Raw genomic sequence first — 13539 nt, 5'->3', positions numbered from 1 at the left:
GTGGCGCACCCGCGAGGCACAATCACTGATAAACCTGGCTACTCGCTCAGCCGACAGCGTGCGCACCCGCCGAGGGAACCACCACGAACGTACGCGGATCGGCGAAGCCCGCGGCAGCGAGGTGTTTCCGCGCGGCCGCCACCACGGCCGCGGTCCGCTCGCGGTCCACCAGAGCGATCGCACTCCCGCCGAACCCCGCGCCGACCATGCGCGCGCCGTATGCCCCCGCGGTGAGCGCGGCGGCGACCGCGGCGTCCAGAGCCGGTGTGGAGACCTCGAAATCATCGCGCAGTGACACGTGGCCCGCGGTCAGGATCGGGCCGACCTCGCGGGGATCGGCACCCCCTCGCAATTTTTTGGCAACCGCGAGCACCCTGGCGTTCTCGGTCACCACGTGCCGGGCCCTGCGTCGCGTCACGTCGTCGCGGATCCGGTCGAGAACGGCCGTGGACGCCACATCGCGCAGGGCGGCGACGCCCAGTTCCGTGGCCGCCCTGGCACAGTGGGCACGCCGCTCGGCGTAGCCGCTGTGGACCAGTTCGTGCGGCTGCCCGGTGTCGATCACCAGCAGCTCGAGACCGAAGCGATCCAGGTCGAACGGAATCTGCTCGTACGCGACACCGCGCGCCGCGGACAACGGATCGGCGGCGAGAGCACGCACGTCCAAAAACAGCGCGTGTCCGGCCGTGCAGAGCATCGACGCCGACTGGTCCAGCAGCCCGGTCGGCACGCCGACATAGTCGTTCTCCGCGGCACGGGCCAGATCGATCAACGCTCGGTCGGTCAAGCTGGGCGCGAACAGATCCCGCAGCGCGATCGCCACCGCACACGACAGCGCCGCCGAGGACGACAGCCCGGCGCCGATCGGCACCGCGCCGTCCAGGACGAGGTCCACGCCGGGGATCCGATGGCCACCCTGCACGAGCCCGGCGATCACACCGAGCGGATAACGCGACCACCCGGGCACCCGCTCCCGCTGCGCGGCGAGTTCGGACACCGCGACGAGCACCGGCTCGCCGGGGCGCTGCCGCGAAACGACCCGCGCCTGCCCGTCCGCGCGCGCCGCGGCGGCGCACCGCACCACCAGCGGCAACGCGATCGGCAGGACGAAGCCCTCGTTGTAATCGGTGTGCTCACCGATGATGTTGACCCGCCCCGGTGCCACCCATGTCCGCAACCCTGGTTCCTCGCTGTCGTCGTCTCACATGTCAGGTTACGAGACCGGTCACACGAGGATCGGTCGCGACGCTCGAGATGCGCGGCGAGCCTTCCTGACGCACAGTCGATTTTGACGCGATGTCAGCCTGCACATCGGGGTCGAGCTGTTTCGGAGGGCATTATGCTGCACAACACCCCACTGGGCGGTCCGAGTGGACGGCGCTGGATCGATCGCTGGGGCCCGCCGATGGCAGGGCCGATGCCGAGCGCATCGCTGACGATCGAGATAGGCGCCGCGACCGGGGTCGGGCCGACCGCCATGGCGGCCTTCGACGCCGCGCTGCGCCGCCTGGGAGTGGGTGAGGCCAACTTGATCCGACTGTCGTCGGTCATTCCGCCGCGTGCCACGCTGGAACGCATCGGCCGGGTGCGCACCCCGATCTCCTGGGGTGACCGCCTCTACTGCGTGTACGCGGTGCGGCACACGAACGAGCCCGGCGCGACCGCCGCCGCGGGCATCGGCTGGGCACTGCGCGACGACGGCACCGGCGCAGGGCTTTTCGTGGAGCACGAGGGCGAGACCGCCGAAGAGGTGAACGACTTGATCCGGTCCAGCCTGACCGCGATGACTCGCCACCGGCCGGGGCCCTTCGGCCCGCCGCACCTGTGCACCACCGAGACCACCTCGGCGGGCGATCCGACCTGCGCGCTCGTCCTCGCCGCCTACCACACCGCGCCATGGAGCCCGTGGTGAGCGAGGTCTACGTCACCGTCGAGACGACGATTCCGGACGAGCGGATCGATCTGTTCGCCCGCCTCTACGAGGAGGCGTTCGGCCCGTTGCGGACCAAGGCGATCGCACGCCAGGTGCTTCATCCCGAAGAATTCCATGCGGAGATGGTCGACCCCCGCGTGCACAAGCACGTGGCACGCCTCGGCTCCGGCGAGCCCATCGGCGTGACCACGCTGACCAGGCATCTGGAGACCGTTCCGTGGATCAGCCCGGACTACTTCGCGGCGCGCTATCCCGAACACGCGGCGCGCGCGGCGATCTACTATGCCGGTTTCACCCTTGTTGTCCCAAGTGCACGACAAGGGGCAGCTTTCCATGCCATGATCGAATCAGTTGTCCAGGTCATGGTTGCCGAACGCGCGACGGTCGGTTGGGACATCTGTTCGTACAACAACACTCGCTACTCGCTCGCCGACAGCATTCGAGCGGCGCTCGACGAGCAGGCGAATGTCGAAGTTGCGGTAGAGGATTCACAGATCTACTATGCCGCCCGGTTCACAGGGGATGGAGCGACCGAGGGGGGCTGATGACACGCAGCGAAGAGCATCCGGCTCGCCCGCGGCGGCGCCTCGGTTTTCGCTGGTACGCAGTGCTTCTGGGGGGAAGCGCGGCCGCGATCGCCACACAACTGGCGGTCGACTCGCCGGTGGTCGCTTTCGTGACCATGGTGGCGATCGTCAGCTCGACGCTCGCGATGATCGCCGTCGGGTTACACATCCACCGGCCCACCCATCCGCTGCCCTGGTATCTGCTGGCCGCCTCCGCCGTGCTGTTCGCGACGGGGACCACACTGCGCGGCGTGTCCGAACATTCGGTCCACCCGATCGATGACCTCTTCACCCTGCTCGGCTATCTCGGGGTCGGCCTCGCCGCGCTGATCTGGCTCGGGCCATGCCAGGTGCGCGGTAACTACGACCTGATGCTCGACTCCGGATTGATCGGACTCGGCGCGCTGCTGGCTTCCTGGACCTTTCTCATCTCACCGATCCTGCAGTCGCACGCCGCCATGATGGACACGCTGGTGGCGGCACTCTATCCGGTGCTCGACGCCATTCTGCTCACGGTGGTCGCACATTCGGTTGCCACCTCGACCCGCTCGGAGACCTCGCTGCGGCTGTTGCACGCCGGGCTGATCGCGCTGCTGCTCGGCGACCTGGGCTACAGCCTGGAGACCGTGGGTACTGCCGTGCGGCGCGAGGTCCTGCTCGCCCCGCTGTTGGCCGCCTATGCCACCGTGGGCGTCGCGGCACTGCACCCGACCATGGCCGCGCTCGGGACACCCCGGCGAATCCATCCGCACCACTCCAGGCAGCGTGCCAGCTTCATCGCGGTCGCGCTGATCGTGGCCGCGCTGGTCCCTGCGGTCGGGTCCAGCTTGGAACCGCTCGACCGTGTGGTGGTCTCCTCGCTGTTCGCGCTGCTGCTGACTGGTGTATTGGTGCGCAGCGAGCGCGCCATCGTGCGCAGCGCCCGCAGCGAGCGACGCGCGCAGTATCAAGCCGACCACGACATGCTGACCGGCCTGCTGAACCGGGCCGCGCTGCTGCGCGCGCTGCACGATCCGGAACAGTGGACCCAGCAGCCGATCTGCCTGCTGTTCATCGACTTGGACGACTTCAAGATGGTCAACGACAGCTACGGCCACGCGGTCGGCGACGAGCTGATCGCGACCGCGGCCGCCCGGATCCGGCATGTGGTGTGCCGCGAGGATGTGGTGTCCCGGTACGGCGGCGACGAGTTCGTCGTACTGTCCCAGCTCGCCCGGCACGAAGCCGCGGTACTGGCCGAACGCCTGATCGGCGCGTTCGTCCGACCGTTCGCGCTGAGCGCCGGCGAGATCCCGATCACCGCGAGCATCGGTATCGCGTGCGTCGGTCCGCGCAGCTCGGACACCGGCACCGAGGACCTGATCCGCGAGGCGGACGCGGCCATGTATTTCGCGAAGGAGTACTCGCTCGGCTACGCCTTCCAGGACGACGTACGGCAGGCGACCGCCGAACCGAGGCGCCCGATCGGGCACCCGGCTGGTCGATCCACCACCACCGCGGTGTGAATCAGTCGCTCAACTCCTCCAGCAGGCGCCTGGCCTCCTCCAGCTCCGCCTGCAACTGCTGAACCTTGGCTTCCTGCACGCCGCGCGCCGCGTCGAGAATGCCGGCGACTACATCGGCGACCTCGGGGTGGAGTACCTTGGCGGCCTGCGCCACCGCCGAACTGTTCACCGGAAGTCCGCGCAGCGTCCGCTTTTTGCCGCTGACCACATCGACCGTCCATTCACCGTCGGCGGTGCCGGTCAGCGTCACGGTGACCTCGGGGGCCTTCGTCTTCCGAGCGGCAGGCGCCTTGGCGGGCTTGGACGCCGCCGACCCCTGCTTGGCAGCGGCCTTGACCGCACCGTCCTTTTCACCCGAATCCGGCGCGCTCCCCAATGGCTTGGGGGTACTCGGCGGCGTAACGGCACTCCCCGGCACGGGCGGTGTCGCGATGCTCGTCACGGTTGACGGCTGAGTCACAGTGGGTTCCTTCCCTGTTGTCGACTTCGATGGGGCAGTGGCTACGGCGGCCGCCCCGCGCGGCGGCTTGGTCAGCGTCACCTCGGTCGGAGAGAAGGACAGTACATCCTTCGAGCCGGTCGGCCGGACCTGCAAGAAATCCCCGTCCGCCGGGTCGCCGAGTGCGATCACCTTTCCCGACCGCCCCTCCGGCACTCCGACCGCAGCCGCGGTGAACCACACCATGGGCGGACTGCCACCGGCGATGTCCGTGGCGATCTGTTGAATCTCGCTGTCCGACAAGGGCTGCGGCTTGGTTCTGGGCGACGGCATGATGACTCCGAGCGGTATTCGTGGATGGCTGCGTGCACAGATGATGCCGTACGGCTCCGACAGTTTCTCCGGCCACCACCGAATCGAGTCGGCGAAGACGTGACGGAGCACCGACAGCGAACCCTTGGCTACATGCCGTGGGCCGCATTGGGATGGCGCGCGAGGAGGAACTTTCGTACGCTCCAACCTGTTACCTACGTCACTCCGACGCCCGACCGCGCTGGACAGTTCGGTGCCGGTTCGGGCGCCACCACGGGTAGGTGACGACCACCGGCACGAGGACCGTGAATGACGGCACCGATCATCGCGACACCTGCCCGCACGCGACGGCGGCGCACGGATGGTGTCGGTGTGCGGTCGACCGGCCCCGGCGTACTCGAGCATCCTCGCAACCCAACCCGACGATCCCGCACATCGAACCGGTGCCGCGGTCCGGCCGACTCGGTCCCCTCGACCGACTGGAGTGCGGCCCAGCCACCGGCCGAGGTCTCGGTCTCCCGGTCATGACGAACCGACCCCGCGCACTGACGAGGAAGTAGTCGATATGACAAAGCCTTTCGATCCGCAGGAGTCCGTGGCGGAGGCGGCGGCCCGACTGACCGGGCCCGGCGGACGTTTCGAAATGGTGGTCGAGGAGGTGCTGGGCGTGCCGATGCCGGTGCTGCGGCGCCGCAGCAGCTCGCTGGCCGCGGTGCTCGCCGCTTCGAGCACGCACGGCGATCGCGATTACCTGGTCACCACGGAGCACCGCTGGTCCTTCACCGAGCACGCGGCCGCCGTCGCGGCACTGGCCACGGCTCTGCGGGAACGTTACGGCGTCCGGAAGGGCGACCGTATCGGCATTCTCGCGGCGAACACACCCGAATGGGTTCTGACGTTCTGGGCGGCACAGGCGCTCGGCGCCATCGCGGTCGGCTACAACGCGTGGTGGGCGCCACGCGAGATCGGCTACGGCCTCGACCACACCAGCCCTGCCGTGCTCGTGGTCGATGCGAAGCGCGCCGCGCTGGTGGCGCAACTGGGCATTCGGATCCCCGTGCTCACGATGGAGCACGACGTCCCGACGCTGCTGGCCGATTACCGCACCGCCGAGTTGCCGCAGGCCACGATCGACGAGGACGACCCGGCGGTGGTCCTCTACACCAGCGGCACCAGCGGGCGCCCCAAGGGCGCGGTGCACTCGCACCGAAACCTGCTGGCGGTCATCGACTATCACGTGTTCAACGACGCGCTCGCCGCGGAACTCACCGGGACGGGCGACCTGCCGACCGGGCGCCGCTACCTGCTCACCTCGCCGCTGTTCCATATCGCCAGCCTGCACAACCTGGTGGCGCCCCGGCTGGTCACCGGCGACGCGGCCGTGATCCACCAGGGATCGTTCGACGCCGACCGGGTGCTGCGGCTGATCGAGCGCGAACAGATCACCAACTGGGGCGCTATGCCGACCATGGCCACCAGGATGCTCGAACTCGACCTGTCCGCCTACGACTTGTCCTCGTTGGCCGCGTTCTCGCTCAACTCGGCGCCCTCGTCCCCCGCACTGCAGAAGGCACTGCGCGATCAGCTACCTGTCGCGCGAAACGCGCTGGTGACCAGCTACGGACTCACCGAATGCAGCACTGCGGCGACGCTGGCGAGTCCGGCCGAACTCGCCGCGTTTCCGGACACCGTCGGTCGACCTGTCCTCGGCGTCACACTGGAGATCCGCGACAGCACGGGTAACACCGTCGCCGACGGCACCGAAGGCGAAATCTGCGTACGCAGTCCGTACGTGATGCTCGGCTACTGGCAGGACGAGGCAGCGACCGCCGAGGCGATCACCGCCGACCGCTGGCTGCGCACCGGTGACATCGGCATCCTGGAACACGGCCGGCTGCGATTGTCCGGGCGGCGTTCGGATCTCATCCTGCGCGGCGGCGAGAACGTCTATCCGACCGAAATCGAACAGTGCCTGGAGGAACATCCCGCGGTACGCGAATGCGCGGTCGTCGGCGTGCCCGACGCCGAACTCGGGCAGCGAGTCGCCGCCCTCGTCGTCGTCGACAGCGGCATCGCGACACAGGAGGATGAGCTCCGCGCGTTCGTCGCCGACCGACTCGCCTACTACAAGGTGCCCGCACACTGGCGGCTCACCACGACCGCACTTCCACGTAACGCGACCGGCAAGGTCGTGCGCACGGAGATCGAGGTGTGAGAAGCCGGATACGACACGCCGTCATCACGAACCGACGGTGAGTCGACAGCATGCGAGCGCCGTTGGCGCCACCGGGCGCCTCGGAGCCGCGCGAAGCCGGCTCTCGATCATCGCGGCCGATCATGGTCGTCCGAGCATCCGGCCGCGACCAGGAAGTGTGTGGCCCCGGCATGACCGACAGCCACACCACCGCGTTCAGCACCGGCTTTCTGGCCACCACACCGTCCCACCGTCACCGCGGCCGTCCGGGAGACAGGCGACGACCTCTGACGTCACGCCGGTGGCGAGCCTGCAGTCGGGCCGAGTTCGGCAAGGCGCGGACCATGAGCGAGTCCGGGCCGTGCCGGGCGCGACGGTGGATGCGCAGGGACACATCCCGGGCCGAAACCCACTCCCCGCGATCTGGCCACCGGGCCCGCTTCGCCGGCCACACAGCAATGCTGTTAGTTAGCTGACTCCCGTGAATTTCATCGGATCCGCACCGGAGAGCCGGCGTGTTTGACCGGGAGTTCGCCGGGAAACCGATCTGTACGGACATCGAGAGAAGGGGTTTTGTCATGTTGTTGCGCCGACTCGCCCGGCCATTACTGGCCACCGCATTCGTCGTGGATGGGGTCGACACGCTGCGGCGCCCGGAGGCGCGGGTCAAGGTGGCGACCGAACTGGTCCAACAGGGGAAGCGGCAGCTCCCCGACGGGATTGCTACGAAGCTGCCCGCCGATCCTGCGACCGTGGTCCAGATCAACGCGGCCGCCCAGGTCGCCGGCGGTGTGTTGTTGGCGCTGGGCAAGGCGCCGCGCCTGGCCGCTCTGGTGCTCGCCGCGACCGTCGTGCCCGCGGCCGTCACCGAACAAGACTTCTGGAACGAGCAGGACCCCGCGCGCAAGTCGGCGAAGCGGACCGCGTTCCTCAAGGACCTCGGGCTGCTCGGCGGCCTGATGATCGCCACTGCCGATACCGAGGGCAGGCCTTCGCTGGGCTGGCGTGGGCGCCGGGCCGCGCGCGACGCCACCGCCGCGGTGTCGGCGGCGCTGCCGTTCAGTGCGACCTCGGACAGTGCGACCGGCGCCGCGCTGCGCAAGCATGCACACGACGCGGCCGAGCGGGCACGCGTGCTCGGCGTCGTTGCCGCGAGCAAGGGTGCGGAGCTGGCCGAGGCCGCCCAACGCCACGGGCCGGAGTGGACCGGTGCGGCGAGAGAGCACGGCGCCGACTGGGCCGAGATCGCCAAAGAACACGGCGCCGACTGGGCCGAGGTGGCCAAAGCGCGGGGCGCAGACTGGACCGAGTTCGCCAAAGAACACGGCGCCGACTGGGCCGAGACCGCGAAGGGGCATGGCGCCGACTGGGCCGAGATCGCCAAGGAACACGGCGCCGACTGGGCCGAGGTGGCCAAAGCGCGGGGCGCAGACTGGGCCGAGATCGCCAAGGAACGCCGTGCGCTGCTGGCCGATCTGGCCAAGCAGCGGAGCGCGGAATGGACGGAGATCGCCAAGGAGCGCGGGGCGGAGCTGGCCGAACGCGCCAAGCAACGCGGACCTGAAATCGCCGACGCCGCCCGGCATCGCGGGGCGCAGACCGCACACTCCGCACGCCATAAGGCCGAAGCACGACGTCGCTGACCGGCGGAGCGGCGCGACGAGACTTCCGCTAAGCGGTCTCGCCGTAGCCGGCCGCGCTCTCGGCGAGCGCCGCGTCCACCGAGCCGACCAGATGAAACCCCGTGGAAAGGCCGGTGATCCGGAGGACGCGGTCGACATTGCGTTCCTTGGTGATCACCAGGACGCGGCAATCCGACCGCACCGCTTCGGCCTGCGCCTCGACCAACACCGTCAGGCCGGCCGCCGCGAGGAAAGTGACGGGTGAGAGATCGAGCACAAGTGTCGCGGTCCGGCCGCCACCGACGCGGGTCAGCTCGGCGCGAAGCCGAGGCGCGGTCGCCAGGTCGATCTCGCCGCCGACCATCAGTAGCGTGACGTCCTGGCGCGGTCGACACACCGAAAACTGCAGCGGATCAGATTGTTCGGTGTGGCGGGACATGTGTCGACTCCTGGCCCGACGCTGGTACGGCACAGACCGTGTCTCTCCAGTGAAACACGGTGGGGCAGGTCTGTACAGGCACGTGAGCACCGGAGTTGTCACGTCATTCGGCTTGCGGCGCACTAGCGAGCGACCGAATCGCGTGCCGCGAACGGGTTTCCGCGCGCCGCGCGCTCCCGTCAGACCGTATTCGCGCTCAGCCCACCGGAAATCGTCATGGCCTCCCCGTTGAAATGCCGGCCGTGTTCGGAAACCAGCAGCAGGACCGCATCAGCCACCTCGGCGGGCTGGATCAGATCCCCGTTCGGGGGGCCGGATTCGATGATCGCCATCCAGTCCTCCCGGGTGGGATTCTCCTTGTCCGGCACCATGAGTCGCCACGTGGCCGGGTTCTGGATCATGTCGGTGTCCACGCCGGAGGGCAGCACGGCGTTGACCGTGATGCCGTAATCCACCACCTCCAGCGCCAGTGATTTCACCAACCCGAGCACGCCCCACTTGGCCGCCGCGTAGTGCCCCGCGTTGCGCACGCCCATCCGCGCCACGATGGACGACGTGGCGACGACACGCCCCCACCGACGCTCGATCATGTGCGGCACCACCGCGCGGAAACTGTGAAAGACGCCGGTCAAATTGATATCGATCATGTCCCGCCACATCTGCTCGTCCATCTCGGCGAGCGGCGAGTTGGACGCGATGCCCGCGTTGGCGATCAGGATGTCGATCCGGCCGAACTCCTCGAGCGCACGCTCGGCGACGGCATGCATCTGGTCCTGACTGCGCACATCGGCCGGTACCGAGACGCATCGCCGGCCGGCCTTCTCGACCAGCTCGACCGTCTCGGCCAGGTCGTCCGCGGTGCTCAGCGCATACGGCAGACCACTGAGCGGTTCGGCGATATCGCACACCACGATGTCGGCGCCTGCGCCCGCCAGTGCCAGTGCGTGCGCCCGGCCTTGCCCTCTGGCACCGCCGGTGATCACCGCTACCCGGTCGTCGAGATTCGCCACATCGGGCTCCTCATCAGTGAGGTATGTGTTTCGGCCGCACCCATCGTGTCACGCACGAACGGTGGATTCCCAGTTTCCACCGCTGCGCGTCGCGGTGAATTCCCGCGGCTGGGAACCCGACAGCGAACGCGCGACGCCGCGCGCCCGCCGGGCACCGGAGTCCGCGCTGACGACCCACTTTGCCGAAATCCATAGCGACAGTGCAACAATGGGACCTGCCTCGATCGAACAGACGCCGGATCGCGCACGTCTGCGACACCGGCGAGACCACCCGATCGCGGCAACGAACACCCTGCGAAACGTTCCGACGCGCGCCGGCCACGAAGTGCCCGCGATGTACGCTCCCCGCGCCGGAGGAATCCCGCCCGGTGTCTCCACATCGTTCCGGTGCGCGGTCGGGCGCATCCGCAATGGTCCCTGGGGCCCGATAACCGATTGTGAGTACCTTGCCGTGGATCTCGACCGACAGCTCGGCGTCGCACCGACCGAGCATGATGCCGCCGTGGCCAACTTGTTCTCCAGTCTGCTGCTACGCAGGCTGATCCATACGGCCATAGGCCTTTCCGACGATTCCGTCGACTTGCTGGTGACCATGACCGGCCGCTTGCGCGCCGCCGAGGGCATGATCTTGCGCGACCCCCTCGACGAATATTGACCAGGGTCCGCCCACCGCGGTCACCGGGCGAGGCGCGGGCCCCGGCCCGCGCCGAGCACATTCTCGCGGCTGGGCGGCCTGGTACCACGGCAGCGACCGGGGTGGCCCCTGGATGACCGGTCGAGGCGACTCGGCCGCGGCTCTCCGCTGTTGCCAATCTGGCAATAATAATTGCCGAACTGCCCACATCGGCGGATCGTGTGCTTCATGAGCGCGACACATCACCACGCCGACCGGCCCACACCGACGACGGTCGAGTATTGGGAAGCCTTCTACCAGGAACGCGAGCAGGTCTGGTCGGGTCGGCCGAATTTCCTGCTGCTCCGCGAACTCGACTCGGTGGCGGCGGGCTCCGCGCTCGACCTCGGCTGCGCCGAGGGCGCCGACGCGATCTGGCTTGCCGAGCGCGGCTGGCGGGTTACCGCGACCGACGTGTCGGAGACCGCACTCGGCCGTGCCAGAGCACAGGCGCGACAGCGGGGTGTATCGGATGCGATCGACTGGCAGCAGCACGATCTGGCCGAGACCTTTCCTTCCGGACGTTTCGATCTCGTCTCGGCGCAGTATCTGCACTCACCGCCGGACCTGGCCGATAAGCGGACGAAGATCCTGCGCAGGGCGGCGGAGGCGGTAGCGCCAGGCGGGCTGCTGCTGATCGTGGGCCACGCGGAATGGCCGACCTGGGTGCTGGAGCCGCCCAAAGACGTGCACTTCCCGACCACCCCCGAAGTGCGCGAGGGGATGGCGCTGGACCACTCCGAGTGGCGGGTGGAGGTCGAGGAGATGGTCGAGCGCGAGCACCCCGGACCGGAGGGCCAGCCGGGTAGCCGCAAGGACAACATCCTGCGAATTCGCCGCGCCTGACCGCGCGCATTCGGACGAGACGGCCGTTGTCGTCCGGTTGCCGAATGCTCACAGGAAACACCCAGCTGTCCTGGAGGTGGCCCGCTGCCTGCAGTCCGATCATGGGTTCCATGACCAGCACCGGACCCGAAGCCCACGTCCTCGTCGTCGGCGCCGACCCGGCGAGATCGCTGCTTCGGATCGTTACGGCCGATCTGATCCAACCTGAGAGCAGGCACGCGGCGGGGAAGGCAAGTGCGCCGGTGTCGCCCACCGAGTTCATCCTGCCGCGATACCGCGTCCCGAGTCCACCGAGGCCGCGGCACCCGTTGCGTGGCCTGCGATACGTCCTGCGCAAATCACGGCCGAGCCGGACGTGAACGCGCGGGCTAGGCTGGCGCAGCGGGTTTCGGCGGTCCCGCTGCGGGTGGGGCTCGTCGTGCTGCTGCTGATGCTGACTGCGACGGCATTGTTCGCTTCGGGGGTCGCGGTGACCTCCGCGCTGAGCCGTTCACTGACCCAGCGCACCGATGAGCAGCTCTACGACGCGGCGCGCTCCTGGGCGCAGCCGCGTCCGATGCGGCGCGTCATCACCAATGATGGTGATACGCAATGGATTCCGGCCGACCTGCCCGCCGCACCGGTCCAGCCCCGATCGTCGGGCGAGCAGCCGCGCCGGTTTTTCGAATCGCGCACCGGCCCCGGTGGGCAGAGGTACGAGGTGCCCGGCGCCAACAGCGTCTCCGGCACACCGGATCTCGGCGGCAAGACCGCCGACACCCCGACGACAGTGCGGTCCATCGACGATTCCGCAGTGCGTTGGCGGGTGCTGACCACGACCAACCAGTTCGGTTCGACCACCATCGGCTTGCCGGTGACCGATAACCAGGAGACCGTCTCCCGACTGATCTTCTTCGAGATCGGTACCGGCGCCAGCGCGCTACTCGCCTTGGCCGTGGTCGGCTACCTGGTGATCCGGCGCAGCCTACGGCCGCTGCGAGTGGTGGAACAGACCGCCGCCGCGATCGCGGGCGGCGACCTGCACCGGCGGGTTCCGGTGCGCGGCGTCGACACCGAGGTCGACCATCTGGCCCAGTCGTTGAACGAGATGCTCGCGCAGATTCAGCACGGCGTGGCCGCGAGCGAGGCGTCCGAAGAGGCCGCCCGGCGTTCGGAAACACGAATGCGCCGCTTCATCGCCGACGCCAGTCACGAGTTACGCACTCCGCTGACCACGATTCGCGGCTTCGCCGAGTTGTACCGCCAGGGCGCCAGCGCTGACACGAAGATGGTGGTCGGGCGGATCGAGGCAGAGGCCGAACGGATGGGACTTCTCGTCGAGGACCTGTTACTGCTGGCGCGGTTGGACGAAAAACGCCCGCTGGCACGCAAACCGGTCGATCTGCTCGGCCTCGCCGGGGACGCGGTGCACAACGCCCAGGCTATGGCCGCCCGGCAGCAAGCGACCTCGGCGGCGCCGGATCGACCGATCACTTTGGTGCTCGGCGACGGCGAAGGAACGATGGACGTGATCGGCGACGAGGCGCGCCTGCGCCAAGTACTGGCCAACCTGCTCGGGAACGCGCTTACCCACACCCCGCCGGAGGCGCCGATCACGGTGCGGCTCACACCGTTCCCGGACCACGTGCGCGTCGACGTGGTCGACTCCGGACCCGGGTTGTCCCCCGAGGCCAGCGCACGAGTCTTCGAACGGTTCTTCCGTACCGACTCCTCCCGCACCCGCGCCAGCGGCGGCAGCGGTCTCGGGTTGTCCATCGTGCAGGGGTTGGTCACCGCGCACGGCGGCCGGGTCTCAGTGGACAGTACACCCGGCAGCGGCGCGACTTTCACGGTCGTGCTGCCCCGCGTGCCCTCGGGGCCCGGACCGAGGGCACGCGAGCACAGTGCCTGACCGACTATCGGGTCGGCCGCGGGCCGACCCGGCACCACCCATCTGGTGGTGTCAGCGAGCAACGGTCGGCCAGTCCAGACCGCAAACGTCGGCTCGGCGGATGTCCACC

General features: G+C 68.7%; 13 protein-coding genes. 9 read left to right on the top strand and 4 right to left on the bottom strand.

The features are described from left to right. Nucleotides 1–46 precede the first annotated feature (46 nt). Nucleotides 47–1177 carry a galactokinase gene (galK, locus tag AB0B25_RS04220; protein ID WP_357174441.1) on the bottom strand — a complete coding sequence of 377 codons (1131 nt, stop codon included), beginning with the start codon at nucleotides 1175–1177 and terminating at the stop codon, nucleotides 47–49. Nucleotides 1178–1339: 162 nt separating this feature from the next. On the opposite strand from galK, the gene AB0B25_RS04215 reads away from it, so the two are divergent. Genes AB0B25_RS04215 through AB0B25_RS04205 form a run of 3 tightly spaced genes read left to right on the top strand, consistent with a single transcriptional unit; the run spans nucleotide 1340 to nucleotide 4004 of the window. After that, the gene (locus AB0B25_RS04215; protein WP_357174438.1) at nucleotides 1340–1912 is read left to right on the top strand and encodes a pyruvoyl-dependent arginine decarboxylase; all 573 of its coding nucleotides are present in this window, start codon (nucleotides 1340–1342) and stop codon (nucleotides 1910–1912) included. Further along, a complete protein-coding gene (locus AB0B25_RS04210; protein WP_357174436.1) occupies nucleotides 1909–2478 on the top strand; it encodes a hypothetical protein in 570 nt (189 codons plus the stop codon). The genes AB0B25_RS04215 and AB0B25_RS04210 overlap by 4 nt, the downstream gene beginning before the upstream one ends. Next, nucleotides 2478–4004: a GGDEF domain-containing protein gene (locus AB0B25_RS04205; RefSeq protein WP_357174433.1), complete on the top strand. Its 1527-nt coding sequence runs from the start codon at nucleotides 2478–2480 to the stop codon at nucleotides 4002–4004. Before AB0B25_RS04210 ends, AB0B25_RS04205 begins: the two co-directional genes overlap by 1 nt. Nucleotide 4005: 1 nt before the next feature. Here AB0B25_RS04205 and AB0B25_RS04200 read toward each other — a convergent pair whose 3' ends face one another. Further along, nucleotides 4006–4776: a DUF6319 family protein gene (locus tag AB0B25_RS04200; protein ID WP_357174430.1), complete on the bottom strand. Its 771-nt coding sequence runs from the start codon at nucleotides 4774–4776 to the stop codon at nucleotides 4006–4008. 544 nt (nucleotides 4777–5320) lie between these two features. On the opposite strand from AB0B25_RS04200, the gene AB0B25_RS04195 reads away from it, so the two are divergent. Together AB0B25_RS04195 and AB0B25_RS04190 are read left to right on the top strand one after the other, a co-directional pair. Then, nucleotides 5321–6970 (top strand): class I adenylate-forming enzyme family protein, encoded by a 1650-nt coding sequence (locus AB0B25_RS04195; protein ID WP_357174427.1) that lies wholly within the window; start codon nucleotides 5321–5323, stop codon nucleotides 6968–6970. 557 nt (nucleotides 6971–7527) lie between these two features. Then, a complete protein-coding gene (locus AB0B25_RS04190; RefSeq protein ID WP_357174424.1) occupies nucleotides 7528–8592 on the top strand; it encodes a DoxX family protein in 1065 nt (354 codons plus the stop codon). A 28-nt stretch (nucleotides 8593–8620) separates the two neighbouring features. Here the strand turns inward: AB0B25_RS04190 and AB0B25_RS04185 are convergent, their stop codons facing one another. Next, nucleotides 8621–9010 (bottom strand): STAS domain-containing protein, encoded by a 390-nt coding sequence (locus AB0B25_RS04185; RefSeq protein WP_357174421.1) that lies wholly within the window; start codon nucleotides 9008–9010, stop codon nucleotides 8621–8623. Between the two features lie 179 nt (nucleotides 9011–9189). After that, nucleotides 9190–10020: a mycofactocin-coupled SDR family oxidoreductase gene (locus AB0B25_RS04180; RefSeq protein ID WP_357174419.1), complete on the bottom strand. Its 831-nt coding sequence runs from the start codon at nucleotides 10018–10020 to the stop codon at nucleotides 9190–9192. 451 nt (nucleotides 10021–10471) lie between these two features. Here AB0B25_RS04180 and AB0B25_RS04175 point away from each other — a divergent pair, with 451 nt between their 5' ends. The 4 genes from AB0B25_RS04175 to AB0B25_RS04160 all read left to right on the top strand — a co-directional run bounded on the left by AB0B25_RS04175 (nucleotide 10472) and on the right by AB0B25_RS04160 (nucleotide 13430). Then, a complete protein-coding gene (locus AB0B25_RS04175) occupies nucleotides 10472–10675 on the top strand; it encodes a hypothetical protein (protein ID WP_357174416.1) in 204 nt (67 codons plus the stop codon). 207 nt (nucleotides 10676–10882) lie between these two features. Next, a complete protein-coding gene (locus AB0B25_RS04170; protein WP_357174413.1) occupies nucleotides 10883–11539 on the top strand; it encodes a class I SAM-dependent methyltransferase in 657 nt (218 codons plus the stop codon). 110 nt (nucleotides 11540–11649) lie between these two features. Continuing rightward, the gene (locus AB0B25_RS04165; protein ID WP_357174410.1) at nucleotides 11650–11898 is read left to right on the top strand and encodes a hypothetical protein; all 249 of its coding nucleotides are present in this window, start codon (nucleotides 11650–11652) and stop codon (nucleotides 11896–11898) included. Then, a complete protein-coding gene (locus tag AB0B25_RS04160) occupies nucleotides 11895–13430 on the top strand; it encodes a HAMP domain-containing sensor histidine kinase (protein ID WP_357174407.1) in 1536 nt (511 codons plus the stop codon). The genes AB0B25_RS04165 and AB0B25_RS04160 overlap by 4 nt, the downstream gene beginning before the upstream one ends. Nucleotides 13431–13539 lie beyond the last annotated feature (109 nt).

The sequence above is a fragment of the Nocardia sp. NPDC049190 genome, assembly GCF_040648115.1.
Classification (GTDB): domain Bacteria; phylum Actinomycetota; class Actinomycetes; order Mycobacteriales; family Mycobacteriaceae; genus Nocardia.
The sequence above is the reverse complement of the archived record's forward strand: the minus strand, read 5'-3'. Positions and strand labels throughout refer to the sequence as shown.

What these genes read in the sequence shown, in the direction of transcription:
- AB0B25_RS04215 (WP_357174438.1), top strand. Translation starts at nt 1,340, where the DNA reads ATGCTGCACAACACCCCACTGGGCGGTCCGAGTGGACGGCGCTGGATC.
- AB0B25_RS04205 (WP_357174433.1), top strand. Translation starts at nt 2,478, where the DNA reads ATGACACGCAGCGAAGAGCATCCGGCTCGCCCGCGGCGGCGCCTCGGT.
- AB0B25_RS04200 (WP_357174430.1), bottom strand. Translation starts at nt 4,776, where the DNA reads ATGCCGTCGCCCAGAACCAAGCCGCAGCCCTTGTCGGACAGCGAGATT.
- AB0B25_RS04195 (WP_357174427.1), top strand. Translation starts at nt 5,321, where the DNA reads ATGACAAAGCCTTTCGATCCGCAGGAGTCCGTGGCGGAGGCGGCGGCC.
- AB0B25_RS04190 (WP_357174424.1), top strand. Translation starts at nt 7,528, where the DNA reads ATGTTGTTGCGCCGACTCGCCCGGCCATTACTGGCCACCGCATTCGTC.
- AB0B25_RS04185 (WP_357174421.1), bottom strand. Translation starts at nt 9,010, where the DNA reads ATGTCCCGCCACACCGAACAATCTGATCCGCTGCAGTTTTCGGTGTGT.
- AB0B25_RS04170 (WP_357174413.1), top strand. Translation starts at nt 10,883, where the DNA reads ATGAGCGCGACACATCACCACGCCGACCGGCCCACACCGACGACGGTC.
- AB0B25_RS04165 (WP_357174410.1), top strand. Translation starts at nt 11,650, where the DNA reads ATGACCAGCACCGGACCCGAAGCCCACGTCCTCGTCGTCGGCGCCGAC.